The following is a 17,560-nucleotide window of genomic DNA, read 5'->3' as shown; positions in this document are numbered from 1 at the left end:
GTAGTCACTAGGATTACCTGATTTCTTTTTGTGATTTCATTGAGTATTAGTCGACTTTTCCACCTTCAACAACTAGGTCATCTGCCTTAGCAGCGTCACCGTAGGTTGGGTGAAGTGTTTTTTCATAGGCCTTGTGGAAGAAGTTTTCCTTGCCTAATTTTTCAATATCTTTATTGATGAAGTCTAGCAATTCTTGGTTGCCTTTTTGAACTGCTGCTGCAATGGTATCTGGATTACCAAGAGAAGTAATTCCTACTTCAAATCCTTTGTTTTCAAGCGCCCAAGCTAGGACTTCAGTATTGTCAGTAGAGAAGGCATCTCCACGTCCGTCAAGAAGGGCTTGGTAAGAGTCACTGTATTGGTCGTATTTTTGAAGTTTGATTTCTGGATGATTCTTTTCAAAATAAGTCTCAGCAGTCGTTCCTTTTGTAACAATCAAAGTTTTACCTTCAAGTTGTTTGACGTCTGTAATGAGACCAGTCTTAGGTGATACGATACCCAGAGAGACTTTCATGTATGGAAGGGCAAAATCAACTTGTTTCTTACGTTCGTCAGTCACTGTAAAGTTGGCAAGGGTAATATCCACCTTGTTTGAAATCAAGTATTCAGCACGGTTGGCAGCATCGACTGAAACGTATTTAACCTTGACACCAAAGTCTTGAGCCAGTTGGTTCCCCAATTCGATATCGTAACCTTGGTAGGAACCGTCATTGTCAACGTAGCCAAACGGTTTCTTGTCTCCAAATACGGCGATTCGTAGTTCACCGCTTTTTTTGATTTCATCAATAGTGCGTGCCTTGGCAGTCGTTTTTCCAGATGATGAGCCAGCATTTCCACCTGAGCTACAAGCTGTGACAAAGATAAGGGCAAAGGCAAGTGCCAAAACAGTTAAGAGTGGTTTGATTAGTTTCATAAGAATCTCCTTTATAGATATGAGCCAAATTGGCTAAAGTCAAAGACGTTTAAGAATTCCTGAGCTCGTTTAGTTTGCGGATTGGTGAAGAAATCTTGAGCCCTTCCTTCTTCAGCAATCTTCCCTTGGTCTAGGAAGATAATCCGATCGGCAATTGCTTGGGCAAACTGCATTTCATGGGTTACTAAAATCATGGTACGGCCTTCTTGGGCCAAATCATTGATAAGTTCCAGAACCTCCCGCACCATTTCTGGATCCAGCGAAGCAGTCACTTCGTCAAAGAGGATAATTTCTGGGTGCATGAGGAGGGCACGGACAATTGCAACCCGTTGCTTCTGTCCACCAGACAATTGACGTGCGAAGCTATGTTGTTTATCTAGCAAACCGACACGTTCCAGTAGTTGCAAAGCTTCTTCAGTTACTTCCTTCTTATCGCGTCCTTGAGCCTTGATAGGGCCTAGGATGAGATTTTGAAGGACATCCAGATGGGGAAAGAGTTCATAGCTTTGAAAAACCATGCCAATCTTTTGGCGAACTAGGTGAAAGTCTTTTTTATTTTCAACGATAGACTGACCATCCAGAAGGATATCTCCACCTTGAATACTTTCTAATCCATTGAGGCAACGAAGGAGGGTACTTTTCCCACAACCAGATGGCCCTAGGATGACCACAACTTCCCCTTTTTTGATATCTAGAGAAAGACCTTGGAGGATAGGATTGTCTCCGAAGGATTTTTTTAGCTCCTTGATTTCTAAAATAGTTTCAGACATTTAGTTCCTCCAATGTTTTTCTAAGTGAGTGGATAGTTTGGAAATAGGAAAGCAGACTGCGAAATACAAGACCAGGATGGTTCCATAAATCCAAAAGGAAGCAGTTGGGATAGTCAGGCGATTGCTATCGATGATTTGTTGTCCAACCTTGGTCACTTCAACAACCCCAATCAGGACAACCAAGGAAGTCGTTTTAATCATCCGAGTGACAAGATTGATCGCTTGTGGAAGTAGTCTTCTCAAGACCTGTGGGATGATGATGTGGTAGTAAAGTTGAATATTGGTCAAGCCCAGTGCTTGTCCACTTTCAAACTGATGTTTAGGGAGGGAAGTGATAGCTCCACGGACTAAGTCCCCCATTTCAGCTGTTCCCCAGAGGGTAAAAACGATAATAGCAGAAATCTCACCTGAGATATTGATATTAAAGTTTCGAGCCAAGCCAAAGTAAACGATGAAAAGTAGAACAAGCTGGGGCATAATACGGATGAATTCCAGATACAATCGTGTTAAAAATCGTACGATTCTAGAATGGGAGGTCATGATGATTCCCATGACTGTTCCGAATATCATGGATAAGAGGACAGACAGGATAGAAATTCCAATCGTAACGCCCAATCCCTGTAAGATTCTCAGGAGATTATTTCCCTGAAAGAGTACTTGGATTCCCGAATCCTGCATGGCGGAGCCTCCTTTCTATCCAGCTAAAGACCAGTGAGATGGGGAGCAGCATAATCAGGTAAGCAACTACCAACATAGCTAGCGCAATGTCTGTCTCATAGTAGAGCCCAATCAAGTCCTTGGCGACGTACATGAGGTCAGCCAAAGCCACTGCTGAGAAAACAGAGGTTTCCTTGATGAGGAAAATGACATTGGCACTAAAAGACGGTAGGGCAACCGCTGTTGCTTGCGGAAGAACCACATAGCGAAAGACCTGTAGAGGTGTCAGACCGATAGCGAGGCCAATCTCTTGCTGGGTTTGACTGACGGCTTCCAGCCCACTTCGGAAAGATTCTGCCATATAGGAGCCTCCTAAAAAGACAAGTCCCAGCGTTGCACAGACTTCTGAAGAGAGAACAATCCCGATTCGGGGAAGACCGAAGTAGAGAAAGAAGAGTTGAATCAAAAGGGGCGTATTGCGTGATAATTCGATATAGGCTGTCGCTACTTGCGCCAAAACAGGAATTCGATAATGCCGGATGATACTAACGATTAAACCGAGCAGAAAGGATCCCAAAATTCCCCAAACTGCAATATGCAAGGTTAGAAGAAATGCCTTTTGATATAGTGGTAGATATTGTTCAACAATGGACCAATCCAAAAATAGAACCTCCCATCTAGAAATAATACAGATATTGTAGCACTTAAAATCTCCTTTGGATAATATGTATTTTTTATTGCCGTTATAAGGATTTTTTATTATAGAAATAAAATTTCTGAAATTTACAAACAAAATATTTGAAAAGTTTTGAAAAAAGAGTTAAGATATTTTTGTAATACACAAAGTAAACGCTTACTTATTAAGGAGGACATTTTATGTCATACAAAACAAGCAATGCAGAAGGCCATGTAGATTTCATCAATACCTATGATTTGGAACCAATGGCGCAACAAGTTATTCCTAAAGCAGCATTTGGCTATATCGCTAGTGGGGCGGAAGATACCTTCACTTTACGTGAAAATATCCGTGCCTTTAACCACAAGCTTATCGTTCCACATACGCTTTGCAATGTTGAAAATCCAAGTACAGAGATTGAATTTGCAGGTGAAAAATTGTCTTCACCAATCATCATGGCGCCTGTTGCGGCTCATAAATTAGCAAATGAACAGGGTGAAGTGGCTACTGCGCGTGGTGTGCATGAGTTTGGGTCCCTCTATACAACCAGTTCTTACTCTACTGTCGATCTTCCAGAAATTACAGAAGCTCTTCAAGGTACACCCCATTGGTTCCAATTTTACTTTAGTAAAGATGACGGGATTAACCGCCACATCATGGACCGTGTGAAGGCTGAAGGCTACAAAGCGATTGTCTTGACTGCAGATGCAACTGTAGGGGGCAATCGTGAGGTTGATAAGCGTAATGGTTTTGTCTTCCCAGTTGGTATGCCGATTGTTGAAGAATACCTGCCAGAAGGTGCTGGTAAATCAATGGACTTTGTTTACAAATCAGCTAAACAACGCCTATCTCCACGTGACGTAGAATTCATCGCTGAATACTCAGGACTTCCTGTTTATGTCAAGGGACCACAATGCCGTGAGGACGTTGAACGTTCGCTTGCTGCAGGAGCTTCTGGTATCTGGGTAACCAACCACGGTGGTCGCCAAATCGACGGTGGACCAGCTGCCTTTGATTCACTTCAAGAAGTAGCAGAAGCAGTTGATAAACGTGTGCCAATCGTCTTTGACTCAGGTATTCGTCGTGGTCAACACGTCTTTAAAGCCTTGGCCTCAGGAGCAGACTTGGTAGCTATTGGTCGCCCTGTCATCTATGGCTTGGCTCTCGGTGGTAGTGTCGGTGTGCGTCAAGTCTTTGAACACTTGAATGCAGAATTGAAGACAGTTATGCAGTTGTCTGGAACTCAGACTATTGAAGATGTCAAACACTTCAAACTTCGTCACAACCCATACAACCCAACCTTCCCAGTTGACCCACGCGACTTAAAATTGTATTGATAAAACAGCTTGCCTCCACTTGATGTGGAGGTTTTTCTTCGTCTATAGGAGGAAGAAATCACCATTAAAAACAATATAAATATATTTTCCAATCAAATATCTTGCTAGGGCTTTCATTTTTTGCTATACTGGTGCAGTAATTAAATAATAAAGACATTTGGGGTGCTTTAGGCTGAGATGATACCCATTGAACCTGATACAGTTAAGACTGGCGAAGGGAAATGTGAACAGTTTTTTTCGTATGGTGAAATGAACGATCTAATCTTATAAGTCAACTCTAATTCTTGATTGTAATTGGAGTTTTTTTGTTTATATAAGCTGGATGAAGGTGATACAAAGCATTTAGGTAGCTCTTCTTGAACGCCCTTGATTTTCTTTAAAAAGGTCAAGTAAAACTGGGATTTTCTTGATGTTTTGTTGATTACGAACGAGTAAAGAGAGGAAAAGTAAATATGGAAATACAAGACTATGCATTTCAGCCAGGTTTGACTGTTGGAGAATTATTAAAAAGCAGTCAGAAGGATTGGCAGGCTGCAATCAATCATCGTTTTGTTAAGGAACTTTTTGCGGGGACAATTGAGAATAAGGTCTTAAAAGAATACCTGGTTCAAGATTATCACTTCTTTGATGCCTTCTTATCCATGCTGGGTGCTTGCGTAGCCCACGCAGACCAGCTTGAATCCAAGCTTCGTTTTGCCAAGCAACTAGGCTTTCTTGAAGCAGATGAAGACGGTTATTTCCAAAAGGCTTTCAAAGAGTTAAAAGTATCTGAGAGTGAGTATCTAGAAGTGACCTTGCACCCTGTAACAAAAGCTTTTCAGGAGCTTATGTATTCTGCTGTGTCATCATCAGATTATGCCCATCTTTTGGTCATGCTGGTTATTGCAGAAGGTCTCTATTTAGATTGGGGTTCTAAAGATTTGGCTCTACCTGAAGCCTATATTCATTCGGAATGGATCAATCTCCACAGAGGTCCTTTCTTTGCAGAGTGGGTTCAATTTCTGGTTGACGAACTCAATCGTGTAGGGAAAGGTCGAGAAGATTTGGCAGAACTTCAGCAACGCTGGAATCAAGCGGTTGCTTTAGAATTAGCCTTTTTTGATATTGGTTATGAATTATAGGACAGATGTAATCTTTTTATGTAGCTTAAAAGAATTAAGTGGCAAAATATATAAATATATTTTTCGGTCAAATATCTTGCTAGGGCTTTCAATTTCTGTTATACTAGTCCAGTAATTAAATAATAAAGACATTTGGGGTGCTTTAGGCTGAGATGATACCCATTGAACCTGATACAGTTAATACTGGCGAAGGGAAATGTGAAATGTTTTTTTCGTATGTCGAAAAGAACTGTCTAATCTTGTAAGCTGAACTCTAATTCCTATCTGTAATTAGAGTTTTTTCTTTTACGAAACTGGATGAAGATGATACAAAGCATTTAGGTAGGTCTCCTTGAATGCTCCACTTTTCTTTAAAAAGGAGTTTTTTATGTTGAAAAAATGGCAGTTAAAAGATGTTATTTTACTTGCTTTCTTGTCTATCTTTTTTGGTGGCGTTTTTGTAGGATCTGGCTATCTGTTTGATATCCTCACTCTGATTTTAGCCCCTCTTGGTTTGCAGGCCTTTGCCAATGAAATCCTCTTTGGTCTCTGGTGTATGGCTGCGCCTATTGCTGCAATCTTTGTTCCAAGAGTCGGAAGTGCAACGATTGGTGAAGTGCTAGCTGCGCTTGCTGAAGTCCTTTATGGTAGCCAATTCGGTCTAGGTGCCCTTTTGTCTGGCTTGGTTCAAGGTTTGGGAAGTGAACTTGGTTTTATCGTAACCAAGAATCGCTATGAAAGCTGGCTATCTCTAACTGCTAATAGTATTGGGATTACGCTTGTTAGCTTTGTCTATGAATACATTAAGTTAGGTTACTACGCCTTCTCCCTTCCTTTTGTCCTTTCCTTGCTTGTAGTACGTTTTATTTCTGTCTTTTTCTTTTGTACTATCTTGGTTCGTGCCATTGTCAAACTTTATCATCAGTTTGCAGCTGGGGGCAAGGCATAGATGGGGCTGGAACTACGAGCGATTCAGTCCCCAATCTTCTCTGAGCCGCTTGATTTTACTTTTCATGCGCAAGCCTTTACCTTGTTAGTTGGGAGCAGTGGTTCAGGAAAATCGAGTCTTTTTCAAATGATTGCCCAAGTCAGTTCTCTTCCCTATAGAGGTCAAGTCCTGATAAATGGGAGCGAGGTCAGTCAGCTTTCTATCATCGAACGTGTCCAGACGGTTGGTATTCTCTTTCAAAATCCCAATCATCAATTTACCATGGAGAACTTGTTTGAGGAGCTGATTTTTACCTTGGAAAATATTGGGCATCCCGTTCAGGAAATTGATTCAAAAATAGCAGAGGTTGTCCAGCAATGTCGCTGCAAGGCGATTTTGCACCGTCCCATTCATCACTTATCAGGTGGAGAAAAGCAAAAGGCTGCTTTGGCTGTTCTCTTTGCTATGAATCCTAGGGTCTATCTCTTGGATGAGCCCTTTGCTTCCATTGACCGCAAGAGCAGGTTAGAGATACTGGAGATTATAAAAGAGTTGGCCTCTGATGGGAAGACAGTTATTTTGTGTGACCATGATTTAACGGACTATGAAGCCTATATCGACCATATGGTGGAGCTAAGAGACGGACAACTAAGGGAAGTGTTTCAAATCCCTACCTCTGAGATAACACAGGTTGCTTCAAAGGAAGTTGCTTCTAGCCCAGAACTATTCCATATGGACCGAACGACTTGTGAGCTGGAGAAGCGCCCTCTCTTTTCAATTGCTGATTTTACACTCTACCAAGGAATTTCCTGTATTTTGGGTGACAATGGTGTAGGGAAATCAACCCTTTTTCGGTCTATTCTTCAATTTCAAAAGTATAAGGGGCGCATTAGCTGGAATGGGACAGTCCTGAAAAAGAAAAAGAGTTTGTATCGTGACCTGACGGGTGTTGTTCAGGAAGCTGAGAAGCAGTTTATCAGAGTCAGTCTACGAGAAGAGCTTCAATTAGATGGACCTGATTCTGAAAGAAATCAACGAATTTTCCAAGCTTTACGATATTTTGATCTGGAGCAGGCGCTTGATAAGAGTCCCTATCAATTAAGTGGTGGTCAGCAAAAGATTCTTCAGCTCTTGACCATCTTGACCAGCAAGGCTTCTGTGATTTTACTAGATGAACCTTTTGCTGGTTTGGATGATAGAGCCTGCCATTATTTTTGTCAGTGGATTGTGGAAGACAGAAATCAAGGAAGAAGTTTTCTGATCATTAGCCATCGTTTAGATCCCTTGATCTCTGTGGTTGATTATTGGATTGAGATGACTAGTCAGGGTCTCAGTAATGTGAAAGAAGTGACAATTACCAAACCACTCACATCTCAGAGTAGCAATACTCAAGGGGAGGTGAGATAGTATGGTCAAAGTAGCAACCCAGACACCAATTATCAGTTTCTTCTTGCTGGTTTTATCGCTGGAAACATCTTTCATTCCTTCGATTGCTCTGAATCTTTCGGTAGTCGCATTTTGCATTTTCTTTATGCTTTATTATCGTCGATTTAAAATGTTAGCTTGGATGATTCTGCTCGCCATTTTGCCATCTTTTGCCAACTACTGGGCAGTTCAGTTACATGGGGATGCTTCGCAGGCAGTGATGCTTGGAACGAGGGCTTTTGTGACGGTTTGTATTGGCCTTGTCTTTGTTTCCTCTATTGCCCTAAAAGAGCTTCTCTTGTACTTGGCTCAAAAGGGGTTATCACGTTCTTGGGCCTATGCCTTGATTGTGGTATTCAATTCCTTCCCCCTCATTCAGCAAGAAATCAAGTCCCTTAAGGAAGCTTGCTTATTGCGCGGTCAAGAACTGCATTTTTGGTCTCCCTTGATTTACAGCAAGGTTCTGATGACAGTCTTTAGGTGGCGTCATCTTTATCTGAGAGCCCTGTCGGCTCATGGATATGACGAACATGCACAGGTGGAGAATAGCTATCGGACTTTTTATATTCCTAAAAAAACAAAATTAATCTACCTACTTTTCTTTTTATTGCTTCAAACCAGTCTATTTTTATAAAGGAGATATTATGGAATTTACAGATATTGCGATGGAATTATCCAAGGAAGTTTGGCAGGCCTCCTTTCATCACCCCTTTGTTTTACAGTTGCAAGAGGGGAATTTAGACCCTGCAATTTTTCGCTATTACTTGATTCAGGATGCTTACTATCTTAAGGCCTTCTCAGAAGCCTATCACCTCTTGGCTGAGAAGACTTCAAACCAAGAGATGAAAAAACTCTTGAAACAAAATGCTCAGAGTCTAGTGGAGGGTGAGTTATTTATCCGCCAACAATTTTTCAAGGAATTGGAAATCAGCGATCAGGAAATGGAGCAACATCCAATCGCTCCAACCTGCTATCATTATATCTCTCATATTTATCGGCAATTTGAAGAAACAAATCTAGCCATCGCTTTTGCAAGTTTACTTCCTTGTCCTTGGTTATATCATGATATAGGCAAATCCCTTAATCTTAAACCATCACCAAATCCTCTCTACCAACAATGGATTGAAACTTATATTACAGATGAGTTGGAGCAGCAGATCAGAGAGGAAGAGGCTCTGGTCAATCAACTCTATCGAGAAAGTGACGAGACAGACAAGCAAAAAATGCTAGATGCCTTCCACATCAGTGTTCATATGGAAGCTAAGTTTTGGGAAATGGCTTACCAACACCAGACATGGAAGAGTGATTTACAGTCTTTAGAAAAAGGGGAAGAATAGAAACATGAGAAAGCACCAATTACAAGTTCACAAATTAACCATTTTATCCATGATGATTGCCCTTGATGTAGTCCTAACACCTATCTTTCGGATTGAGGGAATGGCACCGATGTCCAGTGTAGTCAATATTCTAGCGGGAATCATGATGGGACCTGTTTATGCCTTGGCTATGGCTACAGTGACAGCCTTTATCCGTATGACGACTCAAGGGATTCCGCCTTTAGCTCTCACAGGAGCGACTTTTGGAGCCCTTCTAGCAGGCCTCTTTTATAAGTATGGTCGAAAATTTTACTTTTCTGCCTTGGGAGAAATTTTGGGAACAGGTATTATTGGTTCTATTGTGTCCTATCCTGTTATGGTACTCTTTACAGGATCAGCGGCTAAGCTTAGCTGGTTTATCTACACTCCTCGATTTTTCGGAGCAACCTTGATTGGTACAGCGATTTCCTTTATTGCCTTTCGATTTTTAATCAAGCAGGAATTCTTTAAAAAAGTGCAGGGATATTTCTTTGCTGAAAGGATAGACTGATGCTGGAATTATCAAATCCTTTTCCTTTGGAAACGACTTCCCTCATTCACTGCATTACCAATGAAATTTCTTGTGAGATGCTGGCAAATGGGATTTTGGCTCTAGGATGCAAACCTGTCATGGCAGATGATCCCCGTGAGGTTCTTGATTTTACTAAGCAAAGCCAGGCACTCTTCATCAATTTGGGGCATTTGTCAGCTGAGAAGGAAAAAGCAATCCGTATGGCAGCTTCTTATGCAAATCAAGCTTGTCTTCCAATGGTAGTTGATGCGGTTGGTGTATCAGCGTCACCCATTCGTAAGAGCTTAGTCAGAGACCTTTTAGACTATAGCCCTACGGTCCTTAAAGGAAACATGTCGGAAATTCGAAGTCTTGTTGGCTTAAAACACCATGGCGTTGGGGTCGATGCCAGTGCTAAAGATCAAGAAACTGAGGATTTACTTCAAGTCTTGAAAGACTGGTGTCAGACCTATCCAGGTATGTCATTCTTAGTCACAGGCCCCAAGGACCTCATCGTTTCAGAGAATCAAGTTGCTATACTGGAGAATGGCTGTGCAGAATTAGACTGGATAACAGGGACGGGAGACTTAGTTGGAGCCTTAACAGCTGTTTTTCTCAGCCAAGGAAAGACAGGTTTTGAAGCTTCTTGCTTAGCAGTCTCTTATCTCAATATCTCTGCTGAGAAAATCGTTGTTCAAGGAATGGGATTGGAAGATTTTCGTTACCAAGTACTTAATCAGCTTTCGCTCCTCAAAAGAGATGAAAATTGGCTAGATGCCATCAAAGGAGATGTTTATGAATAGAAAATCACTTAGACTCTATCTAGTAACCAATCGTTACCAAGATTCCTTGGAAAGTTTTCTTGAAAAGGTTGAGACAGCCTGCCGTTCAGGAGTTACCATAGTCCAATTACGAGAAAAAAATCTCACAACCAATCAATATTATCAACTGGCAAAACAAGTCAAGGAAATAACAGATGCCTATCAGGTACCCTTGATCATTGATGATCGTTTGGATGTCTGTCTTGCGGTTGATGCTGCTGGTCTGCATATTGGAGACGATGAACTGCCAGTTTCGGTTGCCCGACAAGTCTTGGGCCCTGAAAAAATACTCGGTGTAACAGCTAAAACGGTAAAAAGAGCCCTCGAGGCAGAAGAAGGGGGAGCAGATTACTTGGGGACAGGAGCCATTTTCCCAACCACGACCAAGGAAAATGCGCCTATCACGCTGATTTCAACCTTGAAGACAATTTGCCAAAGGGTCGACATTCCAGTAGTTGCTATTGGAGGCTTGACGTCAGAGAACATTGACCAACTTATTGGCACTGGAATAGCTGGTATAGCTGTAGTGCGTGATTTGATGCAGGCAGAGGATATAGAGGCAAAAACGCAAGCCTTTTTAACAAAGTTGGATGATATTATTTGTTAATTAATACTCACTGAAAATCAAAGAGCAAACTAGGAAGCTCGCCGCAGGTTGCTCAAAGCACAGCTTTGAGGTTGTAGATAAAGCTGACGTAGTTTGAAGAGTATAAAAACTCTCTAATTCCCTTAAAGTGGGAACTAGAGAGTTTTTTTAATCTTTAAAACTTGTATGGTTGACTGGGCCAGAACCATGACCGAGTTGAGGGGCGTCTTGGATGGCTTTCGTGATAAAGGCCTTGGCCTTATCGACTGCCTGGTAAAGACTTTTGCCCTTGGCTAGTTCAGCCGTAATCACAGCGGCAAAGGTACACCCAGTACCATGGGTATGACAGGTTTGAATTCGTGGGCTTTCCCAGACAAATTGGTCATCCTTGGTAAAGAGGAAATCTTTAGCACCACCTTCGAGATGCCCACCTTTGATGACCACAGACTGAGGACCAAATTCTTTTAAAATCAGGCGACCAGCACGTTGCATGTCTTCAGGATCATGGATTGAAAAACCAACAATCTCTTCTGCCTCAGGAAGATTGGGAGTGATAATGGTTGCAAGTGGAAGCAGGTTTGTTTTTAGGTAGGTTCTGGCACTGGTATCAATCAGGGTGTCTCCGCTTGTTGCGACCATAACAGGGTCAAGGACGTAGGGACAATCCAGCTTTTTAAGATAGGGCTGGATGATTTCCATAATTTCGGTAGTTGCCAACATTCCAGTTTTTACAGCCTGAGGTGGAATATCCGAAAAGACACTCTCCAATTGGGCTTTCAACATTTGATTTGAGACATGTTCGATTAGCTGAACGCCTCTGGTATTTTGAGCGACAAGACTGGTCACAACGGCCATTCCATAGACATCTCTAGCTTGGAACGACTTTAAGTCAGCCATAATGCCAGCACCACCACTAGGGTCAGTACCTGCAATGGTTAAAGCAACGGGTAAATAAGTCATCTAAAACCTCCCAACCAACTGAAGTTTGTATTCTTAAGAACAAGCTAGTCTGTTTTAGAAAGGCAATAGAAGACCGCTAGTCCCCATTGTCATTTCCACTTCCATCAGCTAGCATTACCTAGATTGAGTCAAAGGGTCTAACAGTCGTTAATCTCAGCATTACGCACCCCTAGTGGTTGTTTTCTTTTTTCTTTAGTATAGCATATTTTCATAGTTTATATAGTAAGATTTGACTGCAAATCCTTTATCATAGGGTTAAAATTCTATTTTTCAAAGAAAAGATTAATTTCATAATTGACAAACGTAGATTTTTAGAGTATACTAATAACTGTAATCGACAAATGTAGATTTAGGAGGCGTAATTATGCAGATTTCAGATGCAGAATGGCAGGTTATGAAGATTATTTGGATGCAAGGGGAGCAGACCAGTACGGATTTGATCAGGGTTCTGGCGGAGCGGTTCGACTGGTCCAAGTCAACCATTCAAACTCTTTTGGCTCGTTTGGTTGAGAAAGAGTGTCTGACAAGGAAAAAAGAAGGTAAGTCCTTTGTTTATTCGGCGCTTTTAACTCTAGACCAAAGCCGAGACTTGCTTGTCCAAGATATCAAGGACAAGGTTTGTTCCCGTAGGATTAAGAACTTGTTGGCTGATTTGATTGCTGAATGTGATTTTACTCAGACTGACTTGGAAGACTTGGAAGCTGTGATTTCTGAGAAGAAATCAAGCGCTGTGACAGAAGTAAAATGTAATTGTATGTAAAGGAGACGTCATGTTAAATAGTATTGTAACCATTATTTGTATTGCCCTTATCGCGTTTATCTTGTTTTGGTTTTTCAAAAAGCCTGAAAAATCTGGACAAAAGGCCCAGCAAAAAAACGGCTACCAAGAGATTCGAGTGGAAGTCATGGGGGGCTATACGCCTGAGTTGATTATCCTCAAGAAATCAGTGCCAGCCCGCATTGTCTTTGACCGTAAGGATCCTTCACCCTGTCTGGACCAAATTGTTTTTCCAGATTTTGGTGTACATGCGGACCTGCCAATGGGTGAAGAGTATGTAGTGGAAATCACGCCTGAGCAGGCTGGAGAGTATGGTTTCTCTTGTGGCATGAATATGATGCACGGCAAGATGATTGTAGAATAGGAGAATGATATGACTGAAATTGTAAAAGCAAGTCTTGAAAATGGTGTTCAAAAAATCCGTATCACGGCAGACAAAGGCTACCATCCAGCCCACATTCAACTGCAAAAAGGAGTTCCTGCTGAGATCACCTTTCACCGTGTGACACCTTCAAACTGTTATAAGGAAATTCTGTTTGAAGAAGAAGGCATCTTGGAACCAATCGGCGTAGACGAGGAGAAAGTCATTCGTTTTACACCTCAAGAATTAGGTCAACATGAATTTTCTTGTGGTATGAAGATGCAAAAGGGAAGTTATACAGTTGTTGAGAAGACTCGAAAATCTCTATCACTTTTACAGCGTTTTTGGATTACTAGTATCTTTACTGTGCCTCTTGTGATCCTCATGATTGGGATGTCGACAGGAGGAATTAGTCACCAAGTCATGCGTTGGGGCACCTTTTTAGCCACAACACCGATTATGCTAGTAGCAGGTGGTCCTTATATCCAGAGTGCTTGGGCTAGCTTTAAAAAGCACAATGCCAACATGGATACCTTGGTGGCGCTGGGTACTCTAGTAGCCTATTTCTATAGCTTAGTTGCCCTCTTCGCTGGTCTCCCCGTTTACTTTGAAAGTGCAGCCTTTATCTTCTTCTTCGTTCTTATGGGAGCCGTTTTTGAGGAGAAAATGCGGAAAAATACTTCCCAAGCTGTGGAGAAATTACTTGACTTGCAGGCTAAAACTGCAGAAGTCTTGCGTGAGGATAACTATGTTCAAGTCCCTTTGGAGCAAGTCAAGGTAGGTGACCTGATTCGAGTGCGTCCCGGTGAAAAGATTGCGGTTGATGGTGTCGTAGTAGAAGGTATCTCTAGTATTGATGAGTCTATGGTGACAGGTGAGAGCCTACCAGTGGACAAGACAGTTGGAGATACCGTCATTGGTTCAACCATCAATAATAGTGGAACACTTGTTTTTAGAGCAGAAAAAGTTGGTTCAGAGACTGTTTTGGCTCAGATTGTCGATTTTGTGAAGAAAGCTCAGACCAGTCGTGCGCCGATTCAGGACTTGACGGATAAAATTTCAGGGATTTTTGTCCCAGCAGTTGTCATTTTAGGGATTGTGACCTTTTGGGTTTGGTTCGTCTTGCTCAGGGATAGTGTAGTCGTGCTTGGAGCGAGCTTTGTGTCTTCGCTTCTCTATGGAGTAGCAGTTCTGATTATTGCCTGCCCTTGTGCCTTGGGACTTGCAACACCGACAGCCCTTATGGTGGGGACAGGTCGCAGTGCCAAGATGGGAGTTCTCCTCAAAAATGGAACGGTTCTACAGGAAATCCAGAAAGTTCAAACGATTGTCTTTGATAAGACTGGAACTTTGACGGAAGGGAAGCCTGTGGTCACAGATATCATAGGCGACGAAGTAGAAGTGCTTGGATTGGCAGCTTCCTTGGAAGAAGCTTCTCAACACCCACTGGCTGAGGCTATTGTTAAGCGAGCGACTGAAACTGGACTTGAGCTTCACACTGTTGAAAATTTCCAAGCCTTGCACGGAAAAGGTGTTTCAGGGCAAATCAATGGGAAACAAGTTTTGCTTGGAAATGCTAAAATGCTGGATGGCATGGATATTTCTAGCATTTATCAAGAAAAACTAGAACAACTAGAAAAAGAAGCTAAGACAGTTGTGTTCTTGGCTGTTGACAATGAAATCAAAGGCTTGCTTGCTCTGCAAGATATTCCTAAGGAAAATGCTAAGCTTGCCATCAGTCAGTTGAAAAAACGAGGTCTTAAAACAGTCATGCTGACAGGAGACAATGCAGGTGTGGCGCGTGCTATTGCCGAGCAGATCGGAATCGAAGAGGTCATTGCAGGTGTCTTACCAGAAGAAAAAGCCCATGAAATTCATAAACTACAAGCGACTGGGAAAGTAGCCTTTGTTGGGGATGGTATCAATGACGCTCCTGCCCTTAGTGTAGCAGATGTGGGGATTGCTATGGGAGCTGGAACAGATATTGCCATCGAGTCAGCAGATTTGGTGTTGACAACTAATAACCTCCTAGGAGTGGTTCGTGCTTTTGACATGAGTAAGAAAACCTTTAATCGAATTCTGCTCAATCTTTTCTGGGCCTTTATCTACAATGTCGCCGGAATTCCGATTGCAGCAGGAGTCTTTTCAGGTGTTGGACTGGCTCTCAACCCAGAACTGGCAGGTCTAGCCATGGCCTTTAGTTCTGTATCCGTTCTGACCAGTTCACTCTTACTAAACTTTAGTAAAATAGACTAAAAGCGGGCTTGCTCGCTTTTAATACTCTTCGAAAATCTCTTCAAACCACGTCAGCTTTGTCTGCAACCTCAAAGCTGTGCTTTGAGCAACCTGCGGCTAGCTTCCTAGTTCGCTCTTTGATTTTCATTGAGTATTATAAAACAGAAACCAAAAACGTTTTCAAACTGTACTGTAATAGAGAATAAAAACTTCTGAGCAGATTCTTAGTAAAGTCAAAATAAATGTGATAAATTAGTAGAGTAAAAATTTGCTGAAACGTTTTCAAAAACTATATGAAACCTTTTTTAGTAGATTTAAAAATATTTGAAGGAGAGTTATCATTATGACTCAAGGGAAAATTACTGCATCTGCAGCAATGCTTAATGTATTGAAAACATGGGGCGTAGACACAATCTACGGTATCCCATCAGGAACACTCAGCTCATTGATGGATGCTTTGGCTGAAGACAAAGATATCCGCTTCTTGCAAGTTCGTCACGAAGAAACAGGTGCTCTTGCAGCGGTTATGCAAGCTAAATTCGGCGGCTCAATCGGGGTTGCAGTTGGTTCAGGTGGTCCAGGTGCGACTCACTTGATTAACGGTGTTTACGATGCAGCTATGGATAACACTCCATTCCTAGCAATCCTTGGATCACGTCCAGTTAACGAACTCAACATGGATGCTTTCCAAGAATTGAACCAAAACCCAATGTACAACGGTATCGCTGTATACAACAAACGTGTAGCTTACGCTGAGCAATTGCCAAAAGTAATCGACGAAGCTTGCCGTGCTGCAGTTTCTAAAAAAGGTCCAGCTGTTGTTGAAATCCCAGTAAACTTCGGTTTCCAAGAAATCGACGAAAATTCATACTACGGTTCAGGTTCATACGAACGTTCATTCATCGCTCCTGCTTTGAACGAAGTTGAAATCGACAAAGCTGTTGAAATCTTGAACAATGCTGAACGTCCAGTTATCTATGCTGGTTACGGTGGTGTTAAAGCTGGTGAAGTGATTACTGAATTGTCACGTAAAATCAAAGCACCAATCATCACAACTGGTAAAAACTTTGAAGCCTTTGAATGGAACTATGAAGGTTTGACAGGTTCTGCTTACCGTGTTGGTTGGAAGCCAGCCAACGAAGTGGTCTTTGAAGCAGACACAGTTCTTTTCCTTGGTTCAAACTTCCCATTTGCTGAAGTTTACCAAGCATTCAAGAATACTGAAAAATTCATCCAAGTGGATATCGACCCTTACAAACTTGGTAAACGTCATGCCCTAGACGCTTCAATCCTTGGTGATGCAGGTCAAGCAGCTAAAGCTATCCTTGACAAAGTGAACCCAGTTGAATCTACTCCATGGTGGCGTGCAAACGTTAAGAACAACCAAAACTGGCGTGATTACATGAACAAAATCGAAGGTAAAACTGAGGGTGAATTGCAATTGTATCAAGTTTACAATGCAATCAACAAACATGCTGATCAAGACGCTATCTACTCAATCGACGTAGGTGACACTACTCAAACATCTACTCGTCACCTTCACATGACACCTAAGAACATGTGGCGTACATCTCCACTCTTTGCGACAATGGGTATTGCCCTTCCTGGTGGTATCGCTGCTAAGAAAGACAATCCAGATCGCCAAGTATGGAACATCATGGGTGACGGTGCATTCAACATGTGCTACCCAGACGTTATCACAAACGTTCAATACGACCTTCCAGTTATCAACGTTGTCTTCTCAAATGGTAAATATGCCTTCATCAAGGACAAATACGAAGACACAAACAAACACTTGTTTGGTTGTGACTTCCCTAATGCTGACTATGCGAAAATCGCTGAAGCTCAAGGTGCTGTAGGATTTACAGTTGACCGTATCGAAGACATCGATGCAGTTGTTGCAGAAGCTGTTAAACTCAACAAAGAAGGTAAAACTGTTGTGATCGATGCTCGCATCACTCCACACCGTCCACTTCCAGTAGAAGTACTTGAATTGGATCCAAAACTTCACTCAGAAGAAGCAATCAAAGACTTCAAGGAAAAATACGAAGCAGAAGAACTCGTACCATTCCGCCTCTTCTTGGAAGAAGAAGGATTGCAATCACGCGCAATTAAATAATTCCTTCGTGGAACTTAAAAAGATCGGA

Annotated in this window: 18 protein-coding genes and 3 riboswitches; of the genes, 13 read left to right on the top strand and 5 right to left on the bottom strand. The window is 41.9% G+C overall.

Annotated features, from left to right (window positions below):
* Nucleotides 1-46 precede the first annotated feature (46 nt).
* Genes QP439_RS01610 through QP439_RS01595 form a run of 4 tightly spaced genes read right to left on the bottom strand, consistent with a single transcriptional unit; the run spans nt 47 to nt 3,001 of the window.
* Nucleotides 47-913 (bottom strand): cysteine ABC transporter substrate-binding protein, encoded by an 867-nt coding sequence (locus QP439_RS01610; protein WP_285387287.1) that lies wholly within the window; start codon nt 911-913, stop codon nt 47-49.
* A gap of 11 nt (nt 914-924) precedes the next feature.
* Nucleotides 925-1,683 carry an amino acid ABC transporter ATP-binding protein gene (locus QP439_RS01605; RefSeq protein ID WP_285387284.1) on the bottom strand — a complete coding sequence of 253 codons (759 nt, stop codon included), beginning with the start codon at nt 1,681-1,683 and terminating at the stop codon, nt 925-927.
* On the bottom strand, nt 1,684-2,361 hold the full coding sequence (locus tag QP439_RS01600; protein WP_285387282.1) for an amino acid ABC transporter permease: 678 nt from the start codon (nt 2,359-2,361) through the stop codon (nt 1,684-1,686).
* Entirely contained in the window at nt 2,321-3,001 is a 681-nt protein-coding gene (locus QP439_RS01595; RefSeq protein WP_285387280.1) for an amino acid ABC transporter permease, read from the bottom strand. Before QP439_RS01595 ends, QP439_RS01600 begins: the two co-directional genes overlap by 41 nt.
* A gap of 215 nt (nt 3,002-3,216) precedes the next feature.
* On the opposite strand from QP439_RS01595, the gene lctO reads away from it, so the two are divergent.
* The 9 genes from lctO to thiE all read left to right on the top strand — a co-directional run bounded on the left by lctO (nt 3,217) and on the right by thiE (nt 11,100).
* The gene (gene lctO, locus QP439_RS01590; RefSeq protein WP_000120723.1) at nt 3,217-4,353 is read left to right on the top strand and encodes an L-lactate oxidase; all 1,137 of its coding nucleotides are present in this window, start codon (nt 3,217-3,219) and stop codon (nt 4,351-4,353) included.
* Between the two features lie 148 nt (nt 4,354-4,501).
* Nucleotides 4,502-4,590, top strand: a riboswitch (TPP riboswitch).
* A 215-nt stretch (nt 4,591-4,805) separates the two neighbouring features.
* Nucleotides 4,806-5,474, top strand: a complete 669-nt coding sequence (locus tag QP439_RS01585) for a TenA family protein (protein WP_285387278.1) — start codon at nt 4,806-4,808, stop codon at nt 5,472-5,474.
* A 123-nt stretch (nt 5,475-5,597) separates the two neighbouring features.
* Nucleotides 5,598-5,686: riboswitch (TPP riboswitch) on the top strand.
* Nucleotides 5,687-5,841: 155 nt separating this feature from the next.
* Entirely contained in the window at nt 5,842-6,402 is a 561-nt protein-coding gene (locus QP439_RS01580; protein ID WP_000915275.1) for an ECF transporter S component, read from the top strand.
* Nucleotides 6,403-7,788 carry an ATP-binding cassette domain-containing protein gene (locus QP439_RS01575; protein ID WP_254754213.1) on the top strand — a complete coding sequence of 462 codons (1,386 nt, stop codon included), beginning with the start codon at nt 6,403-6,405 and terminating at the stop codon, nt 7,786-7,788.
* 1 nt (nt 7,789) lies between these two features.
* A complete protein-coding gene (locus tag QP439_RS01570; RefSeq protein WP_254754214.1) occupies nt 7,790-8,440 on the top strand; it encodes an energy-coupling factor transporter transmembrane component T in 651 nt (216 codons plus the stop codon).
* Between the two features lie 10 nt (nt 8,441-8,450).
* Nucleotides 8,451-9,143, top strand: coding sequence for a thiaminase II (tenA, locus tag QP439_RS01565; protein ID WP_254754215.1), 693 nt, complete (start codon nt 8,451-8,453; stop codon nt 9,141-9,143).
* Nucleotides 9,144-9,147: 4 nt separating this feature from the next.
* Complete coding sequence (thiW, locus tag QP439_RS01560) at nt 9,148-9,672, top strand: energy coupling factor transporter S component ThiW (protein WP_050236841.1); 525 nt, start codon at nt 9,148-9,150, stop codon at nt 9,670-9,672.
* Complete coding sequence (thiM, locus tag QP439_RS01555) at nt 9,672-10,475, top strand: hydroxyethylthiazole kinase (RefSeq protein WP_254754216.1); 804 nt, start codon at nt 9,672-9,674, stop codon at nt 10,473-10,475. The genes thiW and thiM overlap by 1 nt, the downstream gene beginning before the upstream one ends.
* Nucleotides 10,468-11,100 (top strand): thiamine phosphate synthase, encoded by a 633-nt coding sequence (gene thiE, locus QP439_RS01550; protein ID WP_285387271.1) that lies wholly within the window; start codon nt 10,468-10,470, stop codon nt 11,098-11,100. The genes thiM and thiE overlap by 8 nt, the downstream gene beginning before the upstream one ends.
* Nucleotides 11,101-11,247: 147 nt before the next feature.
* Here the strand turns inward: thiE and thiD are convergent, their stop codons facing one another.
* Complete coding sequence (thiD, locus tag QP439_RS01545) at nt 11,248-12,039, bottom strand: bifunctional hydroxymethylpyrimidine kinase/phosphomethylpyrimidine kinase (protein WP_061589844.1); 792 nt, start codon at nt 12,037-12,039, stop codon at nt 11,248-11,250.
* An 83-nt stretch (nt 12,040-12,122) separates the two neighbouring features.
* Nucleotides 12,123-12,220: riboswitch (TPP riboswitch) on the bottom strand.
* A 183-nt stretch (nt 12,221-12,403) separates the two neighbouring features.
* Between thiD and QP439_RS01540 the strand changes: the two genes are divergently transcribed.
* The 4 genes from QP439_RS01540 to spxB all read left to right on the top strand — a co-directional run bounded on the left by QP439_RS01540 (nt 12,404) and on the right by spxB (nt 17,532).
* Nucleotides 12,404-12,799, top strand: a complete 396-nt coding sequence (locus QP439_RS01540) for a CopY/TcrY family copper transport repressor (RefSeq protein WP_042750305.1) — start codon at nt 12,404-12,406, stop codon at nt 12,797-12,799.
* 10 nt (nt 12,800-12,809) lie between these two features.
* Nucleotides 12,810-13,181 (top strand): cupredoxin domain-containing protein, encoded by a 372-nt coding sequence (locus QP439_RS01535; RefSeq protein WP_000935061.1) that lies wholly within the window; start codon nt 12,810-12,812, stop codon nt 13,179-13,181.
* Between the two features lie 9 nt (nt 13,182-13,190).
* Entirely contained in the window at nt 13,191-15,434 is a 2,244-nt protein-coding gene (locus tag QP439_RS01530) for a heavy metal translocating P-type ATPase (RefSeq protein WP_285387269.1), read from the top strand.
* Between the two features lie 322 nt (nt 15,435-15,756).
* Complete coding sequence (gene spxB / locus QP439_RS01525) at nt 15,757-17,532, top strand: pyruvate oxidase (protein WP_000191819.1); 1,776 nt, start codon at nt 15,757-15,759, stop codon at nt 17,530-17,532.
* Nucleotides 17,533-17,560 lie beyond the last annotated feature (28 nt).

This window comes from Streptococcus sp. UMB1203, from assembly GCF_030217725.1.
GTDB lineage: Bacteria > Bacillota > Bacilli > Lactobacillales > Streptococcaceae > Streptococcus.
This window is presented reverse-complemented; position numbering and strand designations above follow the sequence as displayed.